This is a genomic window from Halomonas garicola (assembly GCF_055382465.1).
Window position 1 is genome coordinate 201396 of record NZ_AP043931.1, and the last position, 17083, is coordinate 218478.

The 17083-nt window shown below is 60.2% G+C and carries 15 protein-coding genes; 10 read left to right on the top strand and 5 right to left on the bottom strand.

Annotated features, from left to right (window positions below):
* Window positions 1-29: 29 nt before the first annotated feature.
* Both ispA and xseB read right to left on the bottom strand, forming a co-directional pair.
* Window positions 30-923: a (2E,6E)-farnesyl diphosphate synthase gene (gene ispA / locus ACZ46Y_RS01210; RefSeq protein WP_311957220.1), complete on the bottom strand. Its 894-nt coding sequence runs from the start codon at window positions 921-923 to the stop codon at window positions 30-32.
* Window positions 917-1222 carry an exodeoxyribonuclease VII small subunit gene (gene xseB / locus ACZ46Y_RS01215; protein WP_311957222.1) on the bottom strand — a complete coding sequence of 102 codons (306 nt, stop codon included), beginning with the start codon at window positions 1220-1222 and terminating at the stop codon, window positions 917-919. The genes ispA and xseB overlap by 7 nt, the downstream gene beginning before the upstream one ends.
* 264 nt (window positions 1223-1486) lie before the next feature.
* On the opposite strand from xseB, the gene serA reads away from it, so the two are divergent.
* The 3 genes from serA to ACZ46Y_RS01230 all read left to right on the top strand — a co-directional run bounded on the left by serA (window position 1487) and on the right by ACZ46Y_RS01230 (window position 4832).
* Entirely contained in the window at window positions 1487-2722 is a 1236-nt protein-coding gene (gene serA, locus ACZ46Y_RS01220) for a phosphoglycerate dehydrogenase (protein ID WP_311957223.1), read from the top strand.
* A gap of 113 nt (window positions 2723-2835) precedes the next feature.
* The gene (gene trhO / locus ACZ46Y_RS01225) at window positions 2836-3843 is read left to right on the top strand and encodes an oxygen-dependent tRNA uridine(34) hydroxylase TrhO (protein ID WP_311957225.1); all 1008 of its coding nucleotides are present in this window, start codon (window positions 2836-2838) and stop codon (window positions 3841-3843) included.
* Between the two features lie 167 nt (window positions 3844-4010).
* Window positions 4011-4832 (top strand): IclR family transcriptional regulator, encoded by an 822-nt coding sequence (locus ACZ46Y_RS01230; RefSeq protein WP_311957227.1) that lies wholly within the window; start codon window positions 4011-4013, stop codon window positions 4830-4832.
* Between the two features lie 9 nt (window positions 4833-4841).
* Here ACZ46Y_RS01230 and ACZ46Y_RS01235 read toward each other — a convergent pair whose 3' ends face one another.
* On the bottom strand, window positions 4842-6227 hold the full coding sequence (locus tag ACZ46Y_RS01235; RefSeq protein WP_311957229.1) for a sigma-54 interaction domain-containing protein: 1386 nt from the start codon (window positions 6225-6227) through the stop codon (window positions 4842-4844).
* Window positions 6228-6745: 518 nt separating this feature from the next.
* Here ACZ46Y_RS01235 and ACZ46Y_RS01240 point away from each other — a divergent pair.
* A complete protein-coding gene (locus ACZ46Y_RS01240; protein ID WP_311957231.1) occupies window positions 6746-7192 on the top strand; it encodes a hypothetical protein in 447 nt (148 codons plus the stop codon).
* 45 nt (window positions 7193-7237) lie between these two features.
* Here ACZ46Y_RS01240 and ACZ46Y_RS01245 read toward each other — a convergent pair whose 3' ends face one another.
* Entirely contained in the window at window positions 7238-7378 is a 141-nt protein-coding gene (locus tag ACZ46Y_RS01245) for a hypothetical protein (protein WP_311957234.1), read from the bottom strand.
* 329 nt (window positions 7379-7707) lie between these two features.
* Between ACZ46Y_RS01245 and ACZ46Y_RS01250 the strand changes: the two genes are divergently transcribed.
* From ACZ46Y_RS01250 to ACZ46Y_RS01275, 6 genes are all read left to right on the top strand, one after another.
* On the top strand, window positions 7708-8340 hold the full coding sequence (locus tag ACZ46Y_RS01250; RefSeq protein WP_311957237.1) for a hypothetical protein: 633 nt from the start codon (window positions 7708-7710) through the stop codon (window positions 8338-8340).
* A gap of 48 nt (window positions 8341-8388) precedes the next feature.
* Window positions 8389-9567: a hypothetical protein gene (locus ACZ46Y_RS01255; protein WP_311957240.1), complete on the top strand. Its 1179-nt coding sequence runs from the start codon at window positions 8389-8391 to the stop codon at window positions 9565-9567.
* A 136-nt stretch (window positions 9568-9703) separates the two neighbouring features.
* Complete coding sequence (locus tag ACZ46Y_RS01260; RefSeq protein ID WP_311957242.1) at window positions 9704-10408, top strand: C39 family peptidase; 705 nt, start codon at window positions 9704-9706, stop codon at window positions 10406-10408.
* A gap of 162 nt (window positions 10409-10570) precedes the next feature.
* Window positions 10571-11287: a hypothetical protein gene (locus tag ACZ46Y_RS01265; RefSeq protein WP_464380066.1), complete on the top strand. Its 717-nt coding sequence runs from the start codon at window positions 10571-10573 to the stop codon at window positions 11285-11287.
* 131 nt (window positions 11288-11418) lie between these two features.
* Window positions 11419-12534, top strand: coding sequence for a transporter family protein (locus tag ACZ46Y_RS01270; protein ID WP_311957246.1), 1116 nt, complete (start codon window positions 11419-11421; stop codon window positions 12532-12534).
* A gap of 226 nt (window positions 12535-12760) precedes the next feature.
* On the top strand, window positions 12761-15130 hold the full coding sequence (locus ACZ46Y_RS01275; protein ID WP_311957256.1) for a mechanosensitive ion channel domain-containing protein: 2370 nt from the start codon (window positions 12761-12763) through the stop codon (window positions 15128-15130).
* A 121-nt stretch (window positions 15131-15251) separates the two neighbouring features.
* Here ACZ46Y_RS01275 and ACZ46Y_RS01280 read toward each other — a convergent pair whose 3' ends face one another.
* Window positions 15252-16844: a BCCT family transporter gene (locus ACZ46Y_RS01280; RefSeq protein WP_311957257.1), complete on the bottom strand. Its 1593-nt coding sequence runs from the start codon at window positions 16842-16844 to the stop codon at window positions 15252-15254.
* Window positions 16845-17083 lie beyond the last annotated feature (239 nt).

Genomic DNA, 17083 nt, shown 5'->3' on the forward strand with positions numbered 1-17083 from the left:
TTCATGGGCATAGCTTTCGTAGACATAGCTTAATGGTCGCGCTCGATAATGTAGTGGGCAAGGTCAGCGAGGGGGGCCGCACGCTCGCCAAGGGGCGCCAGGGCAGCCACGGCGTCTTCGATCAGCGCCCGGGCCTTGTGCCGGGCGCCGTCAAGCCCCAGCAGGCCGGGGTAAGTGGGTTTGGCCCGGGCGGCATCGGCACCGGCAGTCTTGCCCAGCGTGGCGCTGTCGCCGGTGACGTCGAGCACGTCGTCGTGCACCTGAAAGGCCAGGCCGATGGCCAGGGCGTAGCGCTCGAGCGCTTCAAGGCGCGGATCGTCCTCGCTCACGGCCGTAAGCCCGCCCAGGCGCACCGAGGCTTGAATCAGCGCGCCGGTCTTGTGCGCGTGCATGGTTTCCAGCACCGCGGTATCAATGGACTGCCCCATGGCCGCCATGTCCAGCGCTTGACCAGCGACCATGCCGTCGCGCCCGGCCGCGCTGGCAAGCGTTCGGATCAGCGCGCCCAGGCGCGGGTGGCGGTCAGCGGCAATGACCTCGAAGGCCAGCGCCTGCAGCGCATCCCCGGCAAGAATGGCCGTGGCGTCGTCAAAGGCTCGGTGCACCGTGGGCTGGCCGCGGCGCAGGTCGTCGTCGTCCATGGCCGGCAGATCGTCATGAATCAGCGAATAGGCGTGGATCAGCTCCACCGCAGCGGCCGGCGCGTCCAGCGCCCGGGCTTCGGCGCCCAGCGCCTGGCCGGCCAGGTACACAAGCATCGGGCGCAGGCGTTTGCCGCCCACCAGCAGGCCGTGGCGCATCGCGGCCTCAAGCCGCGGCGAGGCGGCCGGGCGGTCGTCAAACAGCGCGGTGAGCGTGGCTTCCACGCGGGCGCTGCTGGCTTGGCGATGCGCGTCAAGCGTCGTGGCGTGCACGGCTACCATGGCGGCGTCTCCTCACTGGGTGGGTCGTTATCCGTGCCGGCATCCGTCTCGGCGCCGGTACCCGGCGGGTGAAACGGCGTGACGGAAAGTCCGCCGGCGGCGTCTTCGCCCAGAGCGCGCACCTTGAGCTCGGCGTCATCCAGACGCGTCTGGGCCTGGCGCGCAAGCCCCACGCCCTGTTCAAACGCCGCGAGGGAGTCTTCAAGCGACAGCGTGCCGGACTCCAGCCGTTCGACCAGCGTCTCAAGCTGCTCGACTGTCGTGGCGAAATCCTGCGTTGGCGTTGGTGTATCACTCATGGGTGAAAGCCTGCTGAATCAACATGGAACAAAAACCTAAACCCGACGGCCAGGCCGGGAGTATACACCGACCACCCGGGGGCGCGTCTGCCCGCCCAGGAGAATATGCGCCGGCTTCATGGGCTGAACCCGGACTTTTCATCTGCCCAGCCCCCGCCAGCTCGGCGCGGCTGTGGTAATATGCGGGCCTTTCATCCTGCACTTTCCCGTGCTTGTTCACGTATCGAGACGCGGCGCGCGCCGTTTATAGAGGTTGATTCAGCCATGGCTAAAACGTCCCTGGACAAGAGCAAAATCAAGATTCTGCTGCTTGAGGGAGTCCACCAGAGCGCGGTGGATAATTTCCATCACGCCGGTTACACCAATATCGAGCACCTGCCGACGTCCCTTGACGAAGACACGCTGATCGAAAAGATCCGCGACGTGCATTTTATCGGTCTACGGTCGCGCACGCAGCTCAACGAGCGGGTGTTTGCCGCGGCGGAAAAGCTGGTTGGCGTGGGCTGTTTTTGCATTGGCACCAACCAGGTGGACTTGAACGCCGCGCTCAAGCGTGGGATCGCGGTGTTCAACGCGCCGTATTCCAACACCCGCTCGGTGGCCGAGCTGGTGCTGGCCGAGGCGATCATGCTGCTGCGCGGCATCCCCGAAAAAACCGCCCGGGCACACCAGGGCGGCTGGCTCAAGTCGGCGAAAAACTCCCACGAAGCTCGGGGCAAGACGCTGGGTATCGTCGGCTACGGCAGCATCGGCGCCCAGCTTTCCGTGCTCGCCGAGTCGCTGGGCTTTCACGTGCTGTATTACGACGTCATCGCCAAGCTGGGGATGGGTAATGCCACCCAGGTAGCAAGCCTTGAGGCGCTGCTGGGCCGTTCGGACGTGGTTAGCCTGCACGTGCCCGATGTGCCTTCCTCCCGCTGGATGATTGGTGAAAAGGAAATCGCCGCGCTCAAGCCCGGGGCGATCTTCATCAACGCCTCCCGGGGCAGCGTGGTCGAGATCGAGCCGCTCGCCGAAGCGCTCAAGGCCGGCAAGGTGCACGGCGCGGCGGTAGACGTCTTCCCCGTAGAGCCCAAGAGCAACGATGATGAGTTCCAGAGCCCGCTGCGCGGCCTGGAAAACGTCATCCTTACTCCGCATATCGGCGGCTCTACCCTGGAAGCCCAGGAGAACATCGGCGTCGAGGTGTCCGAAAAGCTCATTACCTATTCGGATAATGGCACCACCGTGACCTCGGTCAACTTCCCCGAGGTGGCGCTGCCCGCCCACCCGGAAAAGCACCGCCTGCTGCATATTCACCACAACGTGCCGGGGGTGATGTCCGAGATCAACCGGGTGCTGTCGGAAAACGACATCAACATTTCCGGCCAGTACCTACAGACCAACGAAGCCGTGGGCTACGTAGTCATGGACGTGGACAAGGCCTACAGCCAGCAGTCGTTGGAAGCGCTGCGCCAGGTCGAGAACACGCTGAAGGTTCGCGTGCTGTACTCGCCCTGACGCCGGTGGCGGTGGCGGTGGCGGCCACCATGGCCGCTCGGGGCGTAATCGGGTAAAATACGCGGATTTTTCATCCAGGCCGCCCTTTACGCGGGCGAACTCCAGGAGACCCCATGAGCGATTCATCACCGGCGGCCGCGCAGACGGTCGTTGCCGCGCTGTACAAGTTCGTTAGCCTTGACGACTATCAGGCCCTGCGCGACCCCCTGCGCCAGACCATGCTGGATAACGGCATCAAGGGCACCCTGCTGCTGGCTCGGGAGGGCATCAACGGCACCGTGGCCGGCAGCCGCGACGGTATCGACGCGCTGCTTGCCTGGCTGACCGCCGATCCGCGCTTTGCCGATATCGACCACAAAGAGTCCTACTGCGACGAGCCGCCGTTTTACCGCACCAAGGTCAAGCTCAAGCGCGAGATTGTCACCATGGGCGTGGACGACATCGACCCCAACGATACCGTAGGCACCTACGTCGAACCTGAAGACTGGAACGACGTGATCAGCGACCCGGAAGTGCTGGTCATCGATACCCGCAATGACTACGAAGTGGACATCGGCACTTTCAAGGGTGCGGTAGACCCGAATACTACGACCTTCCGCGAGTTTCCCGACTACGTGCGCGAGCACTACGACCCGGCCAAACACAGGAAGGTTGCTATGTTCTGCACCGGCGGCATTCGCTGCGAAAAAGCCTCGAGCTTTATGCTCAAGGAAGGCTTTGACGAGGTGTTCCACCTCAAGGGCGGGGTGCTCAACTATCTGGAAAAAGTCCCCGAAAACGCGTCCCTGTGGCGCGGCGAATGCTTCGTGTTCGATAACCGGGTGACCGTGCGCCACGACCTGGCCGAGGGCGGGTTCGAGCAGTGCCATGCCTGCCGCCGGCCGATTTCCGCCGAGGACATGCGCGACGCGGCCTACGAGCCGGGCGTTAGCTGCCCGCACTGCATTGATTCGCTACCCGAGAAAACCCGCGCCAGCGCCCGGGAGCGCCAGCGCCAGATCGAGCTGGCCCGGTCCCGGGGGGAGCCTCATCCCATGGGGCGCAATCCGCGACAGAGCGGGGAGCAAAACGCACCGCGTCGTCCGGCGGGCGCGGGCGATTCGCAGAGGGGTTCGGCCTGATAGCATGGAGGCTGCGGTGTCGACTTTTGTGGAAATTGTTTCCATAAACACGACAACGATGGGCAAAGCAGGTTATTCTGTTTCTTTGTCCCGCATAACGTTCCTGCGGGGGCTTGCCGCACGTGTTTTACGACGGCTTTTGGCACAGAGATTCAGGAGGAAGACGGGTGAGTGAGGTAAAGCGTCGATCTGCCGGCCGGCCGGCCGGTACAGCCAAGGCCAGCGGCGGCCATAGCCAGTCGCTGGTGCGCGGTCTCAAACTGCTGGAGCATATTGCGTCCATTCCCCAGGGGCTCTCGCTGTCCGAGCTTGCCGACATGGCGGAGCTGGCGCCGTCCACTACGCACCGCCTGTTGCAGGCGCTACAAAGCCAGGGATTTGTCACCCAGGAAAACGAGCAGGGCCTGTGGCGCATCGACGTCAAGACGTTTCGCATTGGCAACAGCTTTCTGGAAGCGCGCGATTTCATCGCCACCAGCCGGCCCTACCTGCGTCGTTTGACCAGCGTCACCGGCGAGACGGCGAACCTTGGCATTCGTGACGGCGCCACCGCGGTATTTCTGGCCCAGCACGAATCTCCCCAGATGATGCGCATGATTACCCGGCTGGGCTCTCGAGCGCCGCTGCACGCCTCGGGCGTGGGCAAGGCGCTGCTCGCCTGGATACCCGACGACGAGCGTAGCCAGCTGCTCGAAGGCCGCGAGCTTACCCGGGTAACCGAAAACACCCTCTACACCACGGATGCGCTGGAGACGGAAATGACCCGTATCCGGGCCCAGGGGTTTGCCTGCGACCGCGAAGAGCATGCCGTCGGGCTGCACTGCGTGGCCGCCTGCGTACACGACGAGCGCGGCACGCCGCTGGCGGCGATTTCCGTTTCCGGGCCCATGGCGCGCATTCCCGAAGCGCGACTGATGGAGCTTGGCGGGCTGGTGCAGGCAACGGCCGCCGACATTACCGCCCAGCTGGGCGGACGGGTGCCTGATTAGTGCCATTACCTATCCAGGGGCGCTTCGTGCGGATAGAAATAGACCGTGCTTTTCTATCAGTCGATATATCGTGACACGTGAGACGCCCAATTCTCGCGCCGCCGGATGAACTTTATGCCCGCTTCGCTGAAGTGCCAAGATCAGGGCTTCGCGCTCGGCCTTATCCCTGGCCTGCCCTAAAGACTGGTTGAAAAACGTGCTCTCGCTATTTTTTATATCCAGATCCTCAGGCTGAATTAGGCGATTATCACACATGACCATTGCCCTGCGAATGCGGTTAAGCAGTTCGCGGATGTTGCCCGGCCAGTGATAGGAGCGCATAGCCTGAAGCGCTTCGCGCGAGAAGCCTTTTAACTGAGAAGGTTTATCGCTGGAGAAGCGATCGAAAAAATAGCGCGCCAGGATTTCAATATCTTCTGGGTGCTCGCGCAATGCGGGCACTTTAACTTGTAGCACGTTTAGACGGTGGTAGAGATCCTCGCGAAACCTCCCCTTCTTGACAGCTTCTTCCAGGTTAATGTGGGTTGCTGAAACAATACGCACATTGACCGAAATCTCGCTCATCCCTCCCACCCGTTGAATCCGCTGAGTTTCAAGAAAGCGCAATAAATTAACCTGCTGCTCCAATGGTAAATCCCCTATCTCATCAAGAAATAGAGTGCCGTTATCAGCTGCTTCGATGCGACCTATCTTGCGTTGGGCAGCCCCGGTAAAGGCCCCTTTTTCATGACCAAAGAGCTCTGACTGAACCAGCTGCTCAGGTAGCGCGCCGCAGTTAATTGCATGAAAGATATGGGATGCTCGCGACGATCGCTCGTGAATGGCCAGAGCGGTCAGTTCCTTGCCTGTGCCCGACTCTCCGCTGATGAAAACAGGAGCTTCGACAGGGGCAACTTTACGTATTGTTTCGAAAAGTTTATGCATCACAGGCGTAGTGCCTACCATCTCATATTCTGCCGAATCAGCTGACGTAGCAGCTGTATTACGGCGAAGAGCCAGGTGTTGCTTTTGAATCTGTGCCAGCGATGCTGCGTGCTTCATTAGGCAGTTGAGATCTTCACTTCTGGCTGAGAGTTCCATAAAACCATGACACAGTGATGCCACTAAGCTGAGAGTGTCTTTATCTTCAAGTAGCGATTTATCCGTTAATACAGCAATCCATAAGCAGTGGTTTTTTAATATAATATATTCCAGCTGGTTAAGCTGATTTTCTTTGATGCTGTCAAGAAAGACAAGACCTACAAGGCATTTGTCGTCAAGATAAAAGTTGAAGTTGTTAAGAGAAATGTTGAGTTTATGAAGTTCCCAGCCCATTGCTTCTGTCTTCATTATTAGGGATTCCGTTTTATTAGAAGGCTCAGCTATTAACCAGCAATGATTTGTGATTTCCGCCATGGCTCGCCTCTTTTTATTTTCATTCCAGTTGTTGGGTGTGGTGGCGTGCTCCTTGTTTTAAGTTCCCGAGTCCGGTGTAAATTAAGTTTCTATTTTTATAGCTTTCTTTATTAGTAGATGTTTATCAAGTGATAGGTCGGTATTTGGTATTACTGTAGTGGCTTGTTCGGTTAAGGGCAATGTAGTTATCTATTGTTGATTATATGGCTAATCATTATAATTAACATTTTCTAATTATTTGGATTTACTTCGTAATTTTCTGATATTGAATGATTTTTTTATTAAGAAGCAAGCGTCTCATTTTTTTAACACTGAGGGGTTATCCTTAACAATATGATTTTTAATGATTACTTAACTTCTTTAAGAAATTGTAGTCCTCTTTTCAATCGAAATTTTCAGTTATGTAACAGTTAATGCTGGCTGTTTTTTTTGAGGTGAGCAATATCAATGACTTATAAGTTGGCACGGCTATTGCATGTATATAATCAGGAGAAGCCGCACTTTATGGAGGCGCTGCCATGTACCCGACCCGTAACGCACAGAACAATCAGGCAAGTTGCCACGGTGCAGGTTGGCAAGAGCTGGCAAGCGCCAAACGGCAGCCGTCTCGCCGCTTCGCGACCGGCCTATGGCTCAGCGGGCTTTTGTTAGTCGCAGTGGCGCAGGGCACACAGGCAGAAAGCACCGGCGGCGAGGCACTAACACATTCAGAGTCGAGCGTTGCGGCTCAGCTATCGGTAGGTATTCGTCCGCTAAACAGCCTGGACGATACGCAACTCGAGTCGATCCGCGGCCGCTATGTCGATGCTCGGACGCAGCAGCGCAGCGCAGGCGGTGAGGCCGACTTCGTCATCCTCTGGGATGAGCGCCCGACGGGCGGCGGCGGTAACGATACCAAGACTTCGCATTCCCGCGGACTTGGCAATCAGCAAAGCACCAGCGTAACTACGCGGCGGGAGCAATAAACCATGAAGCGTCTAGTTATCAATCGAGCAGCGGGCGTCGCCCTGTTAACGGTTGCCTTGAGCGCCCCCGGTGTCGCCATTGCCGACGCGGCGACAGGCCACCAGCTTAAACCCCGCGTGCGGCCCGGTGACATCGTTATCCAGCGTCGCGTCGAAGCGGCCCCCATCAATCGCGTCGAGCGGCATGGCGGGCCCATCACCTCAAAAGTCAACGTGCGGGACACGGTTCAGCAGCGACTCAACGGCATCAACGCCGTATCGCTGACCGATGAGCGGGCCGCCGGTATCCGTGGCAGCGTGCAGGGCTCACTGGCTCCGCTCCACCATACTCTGGGGACCAGCTCGCGAATGAATGGCGCCGCCGGCAGCACAAGCCAGCGAGCTGCGGGAAGCCTGGGGGGTGGCAGCGGCGGCGGTGGGGGTGGCGGCGTAGCGGGCCGGGTGACGTCGGCGACCTCAGGGATATCCGGCACCGTGGGTCGGGCCCTCTCACCTCTGACAGGGCGGGACTGATCATGGCGAATATTCATACAGGCGCTCTGAAGAAAAGCGTCACGGCCACAGTAGGCACTCTGTTGATGATCGGCTGCATCCAGACGGTCGCGGCTCAAGAGTTATCAGGCATACGCAACACTACCGTGATAAGTGGCGATGCGCTGAGCCAGATCAGCGGCGTCAGCAATACCAACATGGCCGCCGGCGACGGCAATCTGCAGAGCAACGTCGGCACGCTGGCGATCGGTAACATCGCCAGTTCGGCGAACGAGCTGCAGCAGCGATCGAGGATCGAAGAGTGGCTCGTCAACCAACAAAACATCACGGGCATCAAGGGCGCCGCCTTTCAACAGTCGGAGGGATGGCTGTCGATCAACCAGGCGGCGGGTCAAGGCAATGCGCAGAGCAACTCCTTCGGAGTGGCGATGGGCATATCGGCCAGCAACCTCAGCGACACCACGCTGCAGGGAGTACAGGCCGACAGGCAAGGGCTGACCGGTACCGGTGAGCGTTCGGGACATTCCACGAGTCGCGTCGAGATCGACAAGACGGCATTCGAGGGCGCCCGCGGCGTTATCCAGGTGAATCAGTCAGCCGGCACGGGGAACGCTACGAGCAACAGCTTCCGCATGAACATGGCGCTGAAACCGTAGCGAATAACGCAGTAATCAGAATGAATCGGTTCATTCAGGAGAAATACCATGAAAATGTTCCAAAAAGCTCCACTCGCACTGGCCGTCACCGCGCTGATGGTGGCACCCGTAGCATTTGCTGAAAACGGCAGCGGCAACGGCAATGGCATCGACGCAGAGAGCAGCATTGAGTCCACATTCATGAATAACATCCATGTGGATCTGCGTCATAAATCGTATACCCGCAAAGACTTCGATATCGACGTAAGCGTTGACGATGAGGCCGCGCACTACTCCGGCGCCACCGTCGACAGCAAGCAGATCACTGCCGACAACGGGGTAGCCAATAAAGCCTCCGAGAATAACGCCACCGTCGGTTCGGGCACCGGTGGGAACGCGACGGGCAACGTGGGTATCAACGTCGCGGCGGGTGACAACAACGCCCAAGCTAACGACGCCGCGCTTGCCTCCTCCGACGCCATGGATGTGTTCGGGCAGTCCGCGGCTTATTCGGCGCAGCACGCCGAGGGTAACGTAACGACCAACGCCGGTAGCCCCAACAACGCGAGGTTGGGTAGCGGCGCGCTGTATGGCGCCAGCGGCAACATTACCGCCAACATCGCGGCAGGTTCCGGCAACGCCCAGCAGAACTCGCTGGCAGCCTCCAGCAACAATAATGCCGGCCACACCCGCGCCACCACAGGCGGCGTCCAGCAGACGACCGGCAACTCTACAACCAACAAGGGGCTTACCCAAGAGTTCACCGATACGGTTGATGTGGCCGTTTCCGGCGTGATGGTCGGTGGATATGCGGGTCAGGGTAACGGTGACTACGAAGGCCGCTGGAATCAGACCAACGACGTCTACCCCGAAATCTGGAAGGATGGTGGTGAGGGTGTTGATGGCAACCACCGGGAAGGTGGCGGCTCGTCCTACTGGGGCCATGCTGACTTCGATAACAAGAGCGATTCGGGTCAGGACGGGCGCTTCGAAGGAAGCGAGGGCGGTGAGCTGGGCTTTGAGGAAGCCGGTCTGATGGCCATGGGCGGAACCCTGTCCGGCGGTGTAACCACCACCAATACCGTCTACATTAACAACGAGAACAACGCCACTATTGGCAGTAATGCCCTGCAGGGCGCGAGCGGTAACGTCGGCGTTAACGTAGCAGCAGGCACACACAACCTGCAGCGCAACTCGCTGTCGATTGCTTCCTCCATGGGCGGCTCTCCCGGGACTCCCCCGAATTGAGTGATAGCGCCTATCAGCCAAGCATCTGGATGATGCTGCAATAACCTTCCCGGCCTGCTTTTGCAGGCCGGGTTTTGCAAGCTTCTGATATTTTACAGGCTTGCCAATCTTTATCGGGTAAGCCAGGGAGTCAGCCATGAAATCAAGCCGTGGGTGCTGGATGCCATTACTGCTTCTCGGGCTTGCCCTACCCTTTTTGGATGCCCAGGCCGCCAGCGTGCGTCTGGGTAATGTCGTTTCTGGCACGGTGATCAGCAAAGACGTGCAGTCGATTCGCGAGCGGCGCTTCGAAAACCTGGTCGAGCAGCATACGGACTTCTCCTGCGGAGCCGCGTCGCTGGCCACCATTCTCAAGTATGCCTACCAGCGTCCCGGGACCACCGAGCAAGGTGTGCTTGCGGGGATGCTCGAGGTATCGGATCCCGAAGTCGTGCTGGCACGGGGCTTTTCGCTGCTGGACCTGAAGAACTACGTACAGACTCTCGGCTATCGCGGCCGGGGCTACGAGGTGGCGCCAGATACGTTGGATGCGGTTTCGATTCCGGTGATCGTGCTGCTTGACCTGGAGGGCTACAAGCACTTCGTAGTGGTCAAGAAGGCCAGCGGGGACCGGGTTTATGTCGGCGATCCGGCGCTGGGTAACCGGATCATGGAGCGCGACAAGTTCATGGCTTCGTGGAACGGCATCATCTTCGCTATCGTCGGCGAGGGGTTTGATCAGCAGACCGCTCTGTTGGACCCCCGCCAGCCGCTTACGGCGCACCGCATGCAGGATATCTTTGCGCCGGTACCCAAACAGAAACTGCTCGATTTCGGTTTTCGACACGCGGATGTCTTCTAGCATAGCCCGGGGTTGTCACCTATAGAGCTTTGGCTAAAAGCGTTCGTCAGCGTTTAGAGGATCACCAACATGATGACACACGAGCGAGAACAACAAGATAAAGCAATGCACCGGAAGGCGCGCGGCGCAGCGGTTCTGGCGGTCATCGCCACTGCGGGGCTGATGACGGGCTCCGTTCAGGCCGAAGTCTCGGACTTTGCGACCTTCTCCGAGGAGCGCCAGCTCAGCGATGCTGAACTCGCGCAGCTGCGCGGGCGCTTCGTCGACCAGGGCCAAATCATGTTCTTCGGCGTGCAGATGTCCAGCGAATGGCGCACCTCGGCGGGCGAGCAGCTGAGGGCCGGGGGGACGCTGCGCGGCGATTTGCGCGGGGCGTCGCCGACGGTTCGCTTCGAGCCCCACCTGACCGTGGGTAATTCAACGAGCCTTCCGGGAGCGTCTTCAGGCAACGGTGCGGTGGTGCGCGACGCCGGCACCGGCAATGCGCGCGGCGTGGTGCAGAGCATTCAGGCCGGCGGCAACTTCAACGCGGCGGCCAACGACCTGCAGATCGACATTCTCGATGCCGCCGGGCGGGACGTGTCGGCGGGTAGCGCCGGCGCCGCCAACACGCAGCAACGCCTGCCCTCGGGTACCCGGATGGCCGTTAGCAGCGGTGCCCGGGGAATCGGGGTCAATCTGCAGGTGCCGAGCATGGGCAGCGTGAGCCAGGCCATCGTGCCCGGCCGCGGGCTCAGGCAGTCGATTCAGCTGACCAGCGACGCGCAGCAGGTGCGCAACCTGACGCGGCTGCAGCTTTATATGGGCGACCGTGGTGCTAATACGGAGGTGTCCGGCTTGCGCGGCGCCGTCGAGTCGGCGCGAGGTCTGCGTCGCTGAAGGATGACGGTCAGCGCACGACTGGTCTACACTGCGCGTAACCCGCCGTTACCCCCCCCGCTATCAATAAGTCAGGCGGTGCGATAAAAACAATACGGCAGCAGTTAACAAAAAATACCAAGGAGAGCTGTGTGGGCGACACAATAATTTCTACGCGCAAGCCGGTATCGGTGGTTTCTTTTACCCTCATGGCAACTGCCCTGGGGGTTTCTTCGGCGGCTCAGGCGCAGGTCGATGACGACGGCGGCGAGGTCGTCCGGGAAGCCCGACCCAGCCAGAGCGTGGAGAACGTGCTGCGCGAAGAGCACGCGCTGTTCTCCGATCGCCTGACCCTCGAGCCGGGCATCAACTACTCCTATTCCGACCGTTCCCAGCTGGCGCTGCGCGGTTTTCTGGCGCTGGACGCCATCTTCCTCGGCGAGATCAACGTCGATAACGTCCAGAGCCATATCACCACCTTCGACCTGAGCACCCGCTACGGGCTGACCGACCGGCTGGAGCTGGGGCTCAACGTTCCTTTCGTCTACCGCAGCAGTACCTACCAGTCGATCGGCCAAGGCTTTTCGACCCAGCTCAATAGCGAGAGATCGGTGGATGACGCGGGGCTCGGCGATATCAGCGCCTCGCTCTCCTACCGCCTGCTGCCCGAGACGCAAACCCGCCCCGACGTAGTCTTGAACCTGGGAGTTCGGGCGCCCACCGGCACCGACCCCTACGGTATTTCCACACGTACGGATACCATTAAAATAGATGAAGATGATAAGGGTAATGACGTCAATACGAATCTGACCGTGCCCACCGAGCTGCCCACCGGCAACGGGGTCTGGGCAGTTACCAGCGGGGTCTCGCTGCTCAAGACCCTGGACCCGGCCATCGTTTTTACCAATCTGGGCTATACTTACAATATCGAGGAAAGCTTCGACGACATCTCGGCGTCAGACGGCAAACAGTCGGGCAAGGTCGACTTGGGCGACTCCATTCGTGCCGGCTTCGGCACCGCCTTTGCGCTCAACGAGCGGCTGAGCCTGTCGCTCTCCTACTCCCACGAGTATATCCAGAAATCCGAAACCACCCAGGGCGGCGTGACCAACGAGGTGGTCGGCAGTGATGCCAACGTCGGGGTATTCAACCTCGGCGGCACTTATGCGTTGAATGACAGCACCTCGGTGGTCACCAGCCTGGGGTTGGGGCTGACCGACGACGCCTCGGATGTCAGCCTGACGTTCCGCATGCCCTTCCAGCCCTAGCTCCTGCCTTTGTTTGCCCTCCGGAGGTGCTGCGGGCTTAAAGCTCGTTGCGCCTTCGGCGTAATGCATATTAACCCGACAAAAGCTTGATTCTCCTTCAAAGACCAAAGAATATCGGCGCCATGCGCGCCGCTGCCGCTGCTGCTAAATAGCGACTGCGACGGCGACGACACGTATTGGCCATCGCTGATGGTCAGAGGTTTATTCGATCCAAGGAGACAACGGCGTGACGCCATTACGACTGCTACCCAAGCTGGGGGCCGTGCTAAGCCTGTGGCTGCTGGCGGCACTGCTGCTTGCTGCGCCGCTGACGGCCCAGGCACAGACGCCGCCCGACGCCGCCGCTGAAAACGGTGAGACGACCTACGCAACGCTTGCCAACCTGCTGGAAGACGATCAGTCCCGAGAGGAGCTGATCGAGTTTTTGCGTCAGCAGGCCGGCGAGCTTCCCCAAAGCGAGCTTACGCGCGAGCTTCCGGAAGACCTGCCGGAGAAGGCCGCCCAGGGCAGCGATATCGCCCCTGAAGAGGTGTCACTGCCGCGCCAGATTGCCGAAGTCACCAGCCGCATCGTCAGCGATGTGGGGGGGCACTTCCAGCAGCTGGCCCAGATCGGTCGCGAGCTGTTCAGCGGCGAAGAGGCGGGCGGTTTCGACACCGCCGCCTTTGTCAGCGCGGCGATCAATCTGGGGCTGGTGGTTGCCGCGACCTTTCTGCTGTTCATCGCCTGTCGTCGGCTGGCCAAGCCGCTGTTCACCCGTATCAGCACCTGGTCGCGCCGGGGCGACTACACGCCGGTGCTGCGGCTGGTCACCTGCGTGATCATTGCCGCGCTGATCGATGCGCTGATTGTCGCGCTGGCTTATGTCGGCGGCAACCTGATCGCTACCTTTGCGATAGGCCATACCGGTGACCTTTCTACTCGAGCATCGCTGTTTTTAAATGCTTTTCTGGTAATCGAGCTGATCAAGGCCGCCGTGCGCATGCTGTTCTCATCGCGCTATCAGGGCCTGCGCCTGCTGCCGATTTCGGCTTTCGAGGCTTCCTACTGGAACCGTTGGATCGCTCGGCTGGTGGGCATGGTCGGCTACGGGCTAATGGTGGCCGTGCCGCTGGTCAACTACTACCTGGCCGCGTCGCTTGGCGATGCGCTGGGCACGTTGATCACGCTGGCCGCTTTCCTCTATGCCGTGATCGTGGTGCTGAAAAACCGCCTGCGCCTGCGTCAAAGCATCAATGCCAGCGCGTCGCGGGCGACCTTGGCGCCCAGCCGCGTTGCCCTGCATCTGCTGGCGCGCACCTGGCATCTGCTGGCGCTGGTCTATTTCATCGGCGTGTTTGTCATTACCCTGCTGCGCCCGGCCGAAGCGCTGCCGTTTGTGCTGTTTGCCACGCTGCAGACGCTGGGCGCCGTGGTCGCAGGGCTTTTGCTTTCGTCGCTATTGACCCAGACCATTGGCCGGCGCATTCATCTGTCAGCCGAGGTGAATCGCAAGCTACCGATGCTGGAAAAGCGCCTCAACAGCTACGTGCCCACCGCGCTGAAAGTGCTGCGGGGGATCATCCTGGTCGTCGTAGTGATGGTGGTGCTCGACGCCTGGTACCTGTTTGACCTGGCCGCCTGGTACGCCTCCGAGCAGGGTATCGCCCTGGTAAGCAAGCTGATCCACGTGGCGATCATCCTGATCGTGGCGCTGGCGATATGGCTGGGGCTTGCCAGCTTCATCGAGCACAAGCTCAATCCCGATACCGGCAAGGGGCAGCCGACGGCTCGGGCCAGAACGCTGTTGAGCCTGTTTCGCAACGCGCTGATCATCACCATGATCACCATGACCGGCATGATCATCCTTGCCGAGATCGGGATCAATATCGGGCCGCTGATCGCCGGCGCCGGGGTGCTGGGGCTGGCCATCGGCTTCGGTGCGCAAAAGCTCGTCCAGGACGTGATCACCGGGGTGTTCATCCAGATCGAAAACGCCATGAACACCGGCGACGTCGTGGGCGCCGGCGGCGTGGTTGGCACGGCGGAGCGTTTCAGCATTCGCTCGGTGGGTATCCGCGACCTATCCGGCACCTACCACATCGTGCCGTTCTCCAGTATCGATACGGTGTCCAACTATATGCGCGACTTTGCCTACCATGTTGAGGAATACCGCATTGCTTACAAAGAGAGCATCGACCACGCGGTAGAGAAGCTCCAGCTAGCCTTCAGCGACCTGCAGGCAAGCGAGGAGCACGGCCCCAAGCTGCTTGAAGAGTTGACCGTAGCCGGTGTGACGTCGCTTGCCGATAGCTCCGTGAATATCCGCGTGATGATCATGACCACGCCGGGCGACCAGTGGGCCGTGGGCCGTGCGTATAACCGGCTGGTCAAGCTGCGCTTTGATGAAGCCGGTATCGAGATCCCGCAGCCGCACACCACGCTGTACTTCGGCGAGCGCAAGGACGGCACCGCGCCGGCGGCCAACCTGCGCGTGGTCGAGTCCACCGCCGTGGAGCACACGGGTCCCGAGCGCCGTGACGACCCGAGTCGCGGTATCCAGTCGGGCAAAGGCGCCGACTATCAGCGCCCCTCCGAGGAGGATGTGGATGAATAAACCTGCCTGGGCGGAGGCTTCAGCCTACCTTTTCCGCTTCGTGACGTAAAAACGCCAACGGGCCGCTTTTTAGCGGCCCGTTGGCGTTTATATCGACGCTAGTTGAAGCCGGCCTCCTGGGCTAGTCGATGATGCCCTGCTCGCGGGCCATGGCATAGGCTGCTTTCGGGCCTTCCCACAGCGTCGGCAGCAGGATGAACGACACCGGAACCGCCGTGAGCACGATAAACTGCTGCAGCGCGTTGATTTGCCCGGCGCCCATCTCCAGCAGGATGCCCGCCATCAGCGCCATGGCAATGCCCCAGAAGGCACGCACCTTGGGACTCGGCTTGTCGTGACCGGCACCGACTACGGCAATGGAGTAGCTCATGGAGTCGCCGGTAGTCGCCACAAAGATGGTGGTCAGCAGCAAAATCGCCAGCGCCATTGCGGTGCCGCCGGGCAGCGCCTGGGCAACGGTCAGCGTCGCCACGTCAAACTGGTAGCTGGTCAGCGCTTCGGTCATGTCGATTGCGCCGGTAAGCTGATAGAACACGCCCGATCCGCCCAGCAGGGTAAACCACACGGTGGTGGCAATCGGGGCGATAACCGCCACGGCGACGATCATCTCGCGGATGCTGCGCCCGCGTGAAATTCGCGCCACGAAAATCGCCATCAGCGGGGCATAGCCGATAAACCAGGCAAAGAAGAATACCGTCCAGCCCTGCATCCAGCCCGGCGATGCCGTTTCCGCGGTGGTAGTGGCCATGGTGAAAAAGTTGGTGACGTAGGAGCCCATGCCCGAGAGGTACGAGTTGAAGAAGTAAAGCGTGGGGCCGAAAAGCAGAATGACCGCGCCAATCGCCAGCGCCAGAAAGACGTTAAACCGGCTCAGGAACTGGATGCCGCGATGGATACCGGTCATCGCCGAGATCACATAGATCGAGCCCAGCGCGATCAGTACCGCAATCTGGGTGGCAAAGCCGTCCGGTGCGCCCAAGAGCTCGTGCAAGCCAAAGCTGACTTGCGTCGACAAAAAGCCGATGGGGCCCACGGTCCCCGCGACCATGGAGATAACGCACAGCGCGTCAATCACGCCGCCCAGCGGCCCGCTCAGCAGGCGCTTGCCCAGCACCGGGTAGAGCAGCGTACGCGGCTGCAGCGGCTGGCCTTTTACGTAGTGGGAATGCGCCAGCACGATGGAGGCAAGCGTGCCCAGCACCGCCCAGGCCAAAAAGCCCCAGTGCATGAACGACTGCGCCAGCGCACCGGCTACCGCATCCGGCGTCCCCGGTTCGGCATCCAGCGCCGGCGGCGTGGTCAAGAAATGAAACGCCGGCTCGCCTGCGGCAAAGAACACTCCGCCGCCGGCCAGCAGCGTACACAAAATGATGGACAGCCACTTGAAGGTGCTCATTTCCGGCGCGTCCAGGTTGCCGATTTTGGCTTTGGCCGCCGGCGTGGTGGCCAGGCCAACGGCGATGAAAAAGGTGGCTAACAGCAAAAACTGGAAATAGGAGCCTAGCGTTTTAGCCGTCCAGGCGAAGCCTGCGCTCACGCCGTTGGCGACCATGTTGAGGTCGTAAAACGACAGCAGGATAAAGGCGACGATAAAGCCGATGCTTAAAATAAGCACCACCGGATCGCCCAGGGAGCGCAGCCCCTGGGCAGGCTCCGTGGATCGGGACGTGTGAGCGGACGTGCTGTCCGCCGTACTAGCAGCAGGGTTATGCATTCAGATGACACCGTTCAGGTTGCGAAGTGAGCGAGTTGGGATGGGTTAGGGTCAAAAATCGAGTTGCGCGGAAAAAAATGCCGGCTTGAGAGGAAAATGATTAAAAAAAAACGCCATTCAACGAATGGCGCAGATAAAAAGTGAAGCGGATGCTAGCACAGCTTTCGTAGCGGGTCGAATAAAGATGGGGTCGGCTTGTCATACCGCTCGACTTATTTGTGGAATGGCGCTAGGGGGCG

Coding starts and splice junctions, on each gene's coding strand:
- ACZ46Y_RS01260 (WP_311957242.1), top strand. CDS start 9,704: ATGAAATCAAGCCGTGGGTGCTGGATGCCATTACTGCTTCTCGGGCTT.
- ACZ46Y_RS01240 (WP_311957231.1), top strand. CDS start 6,746: ATGTACCCGACCCGTAACGCACAGAACAATCAGGCAAGTTGCCACGGT.
- trhO (WP_311957225.1), top strand. CDS start 2,836: ATGAGCGATTCATCACCGGCGGCCGCGCAGACGGTCGTTGCCGCGCTG.
- ACZ46Y_RS01235 (WP_311957229.1), bottom strand. CDS start 6,227: ATGGCGGAAATCACAAATCATTGCTGGTTAATAGCTGAGCCTTCTAAT.
- ispA (WP_311957220.1), bottom strand. CDS start 923: ATGGTAGCCGTGCACGCCACGACGCTTGACGCGCATCGCCAAGCCAGC.
- ACZ46Y_RS01280 (WP_311957257.1), bottom strand. CDS start 16,844: ATGCATAACCCTGCTGCTAGTACGGCGGACAGCACGTCCGCTCACACG.
- ACZ46Y_RS01265 (WP_464380066.1), top strand. CDS start 10,571: ATGACGGGCTCCGTTCAGGCCGAAGTCTCGGACTTTGCGACCTTCTCC.
- ACZ46Y_RS01255 (WP_311957240.1), top strand. CDS start 8,389: ATGAAAATGTTCCAAAAAGCTCCACTCGCACTGGCCGTCACCGCGCTG.
- ACZ46Y_RS01245 (WP_311957234.1), bottom strand. CDS start 7,378: ATGCCGCTCGACGCGATTGATGGGGGCCGCTTCGACGCGACGCTGGAT.
- ACZ46Y_RS01250 (WP_311957237.1), top strand. CDS start 7,708: ATGGCGAATATTCATACAGGCGCTCTGAAGAAAAGCGTCACGGCCACA.
- serA (WP_311957223.1), top strand. CDS start 1,487: ATGGCTAAAACGTCCCTGGACAAGAGCAAAATCAAGATTCTGCTGCTT.
- xseB (WP_311957222.1), bottom strand. CDS start 1,222: ATGAGTGATACACCAACGCCAACGCAGGATTTCGCCACGACAGTCGAG.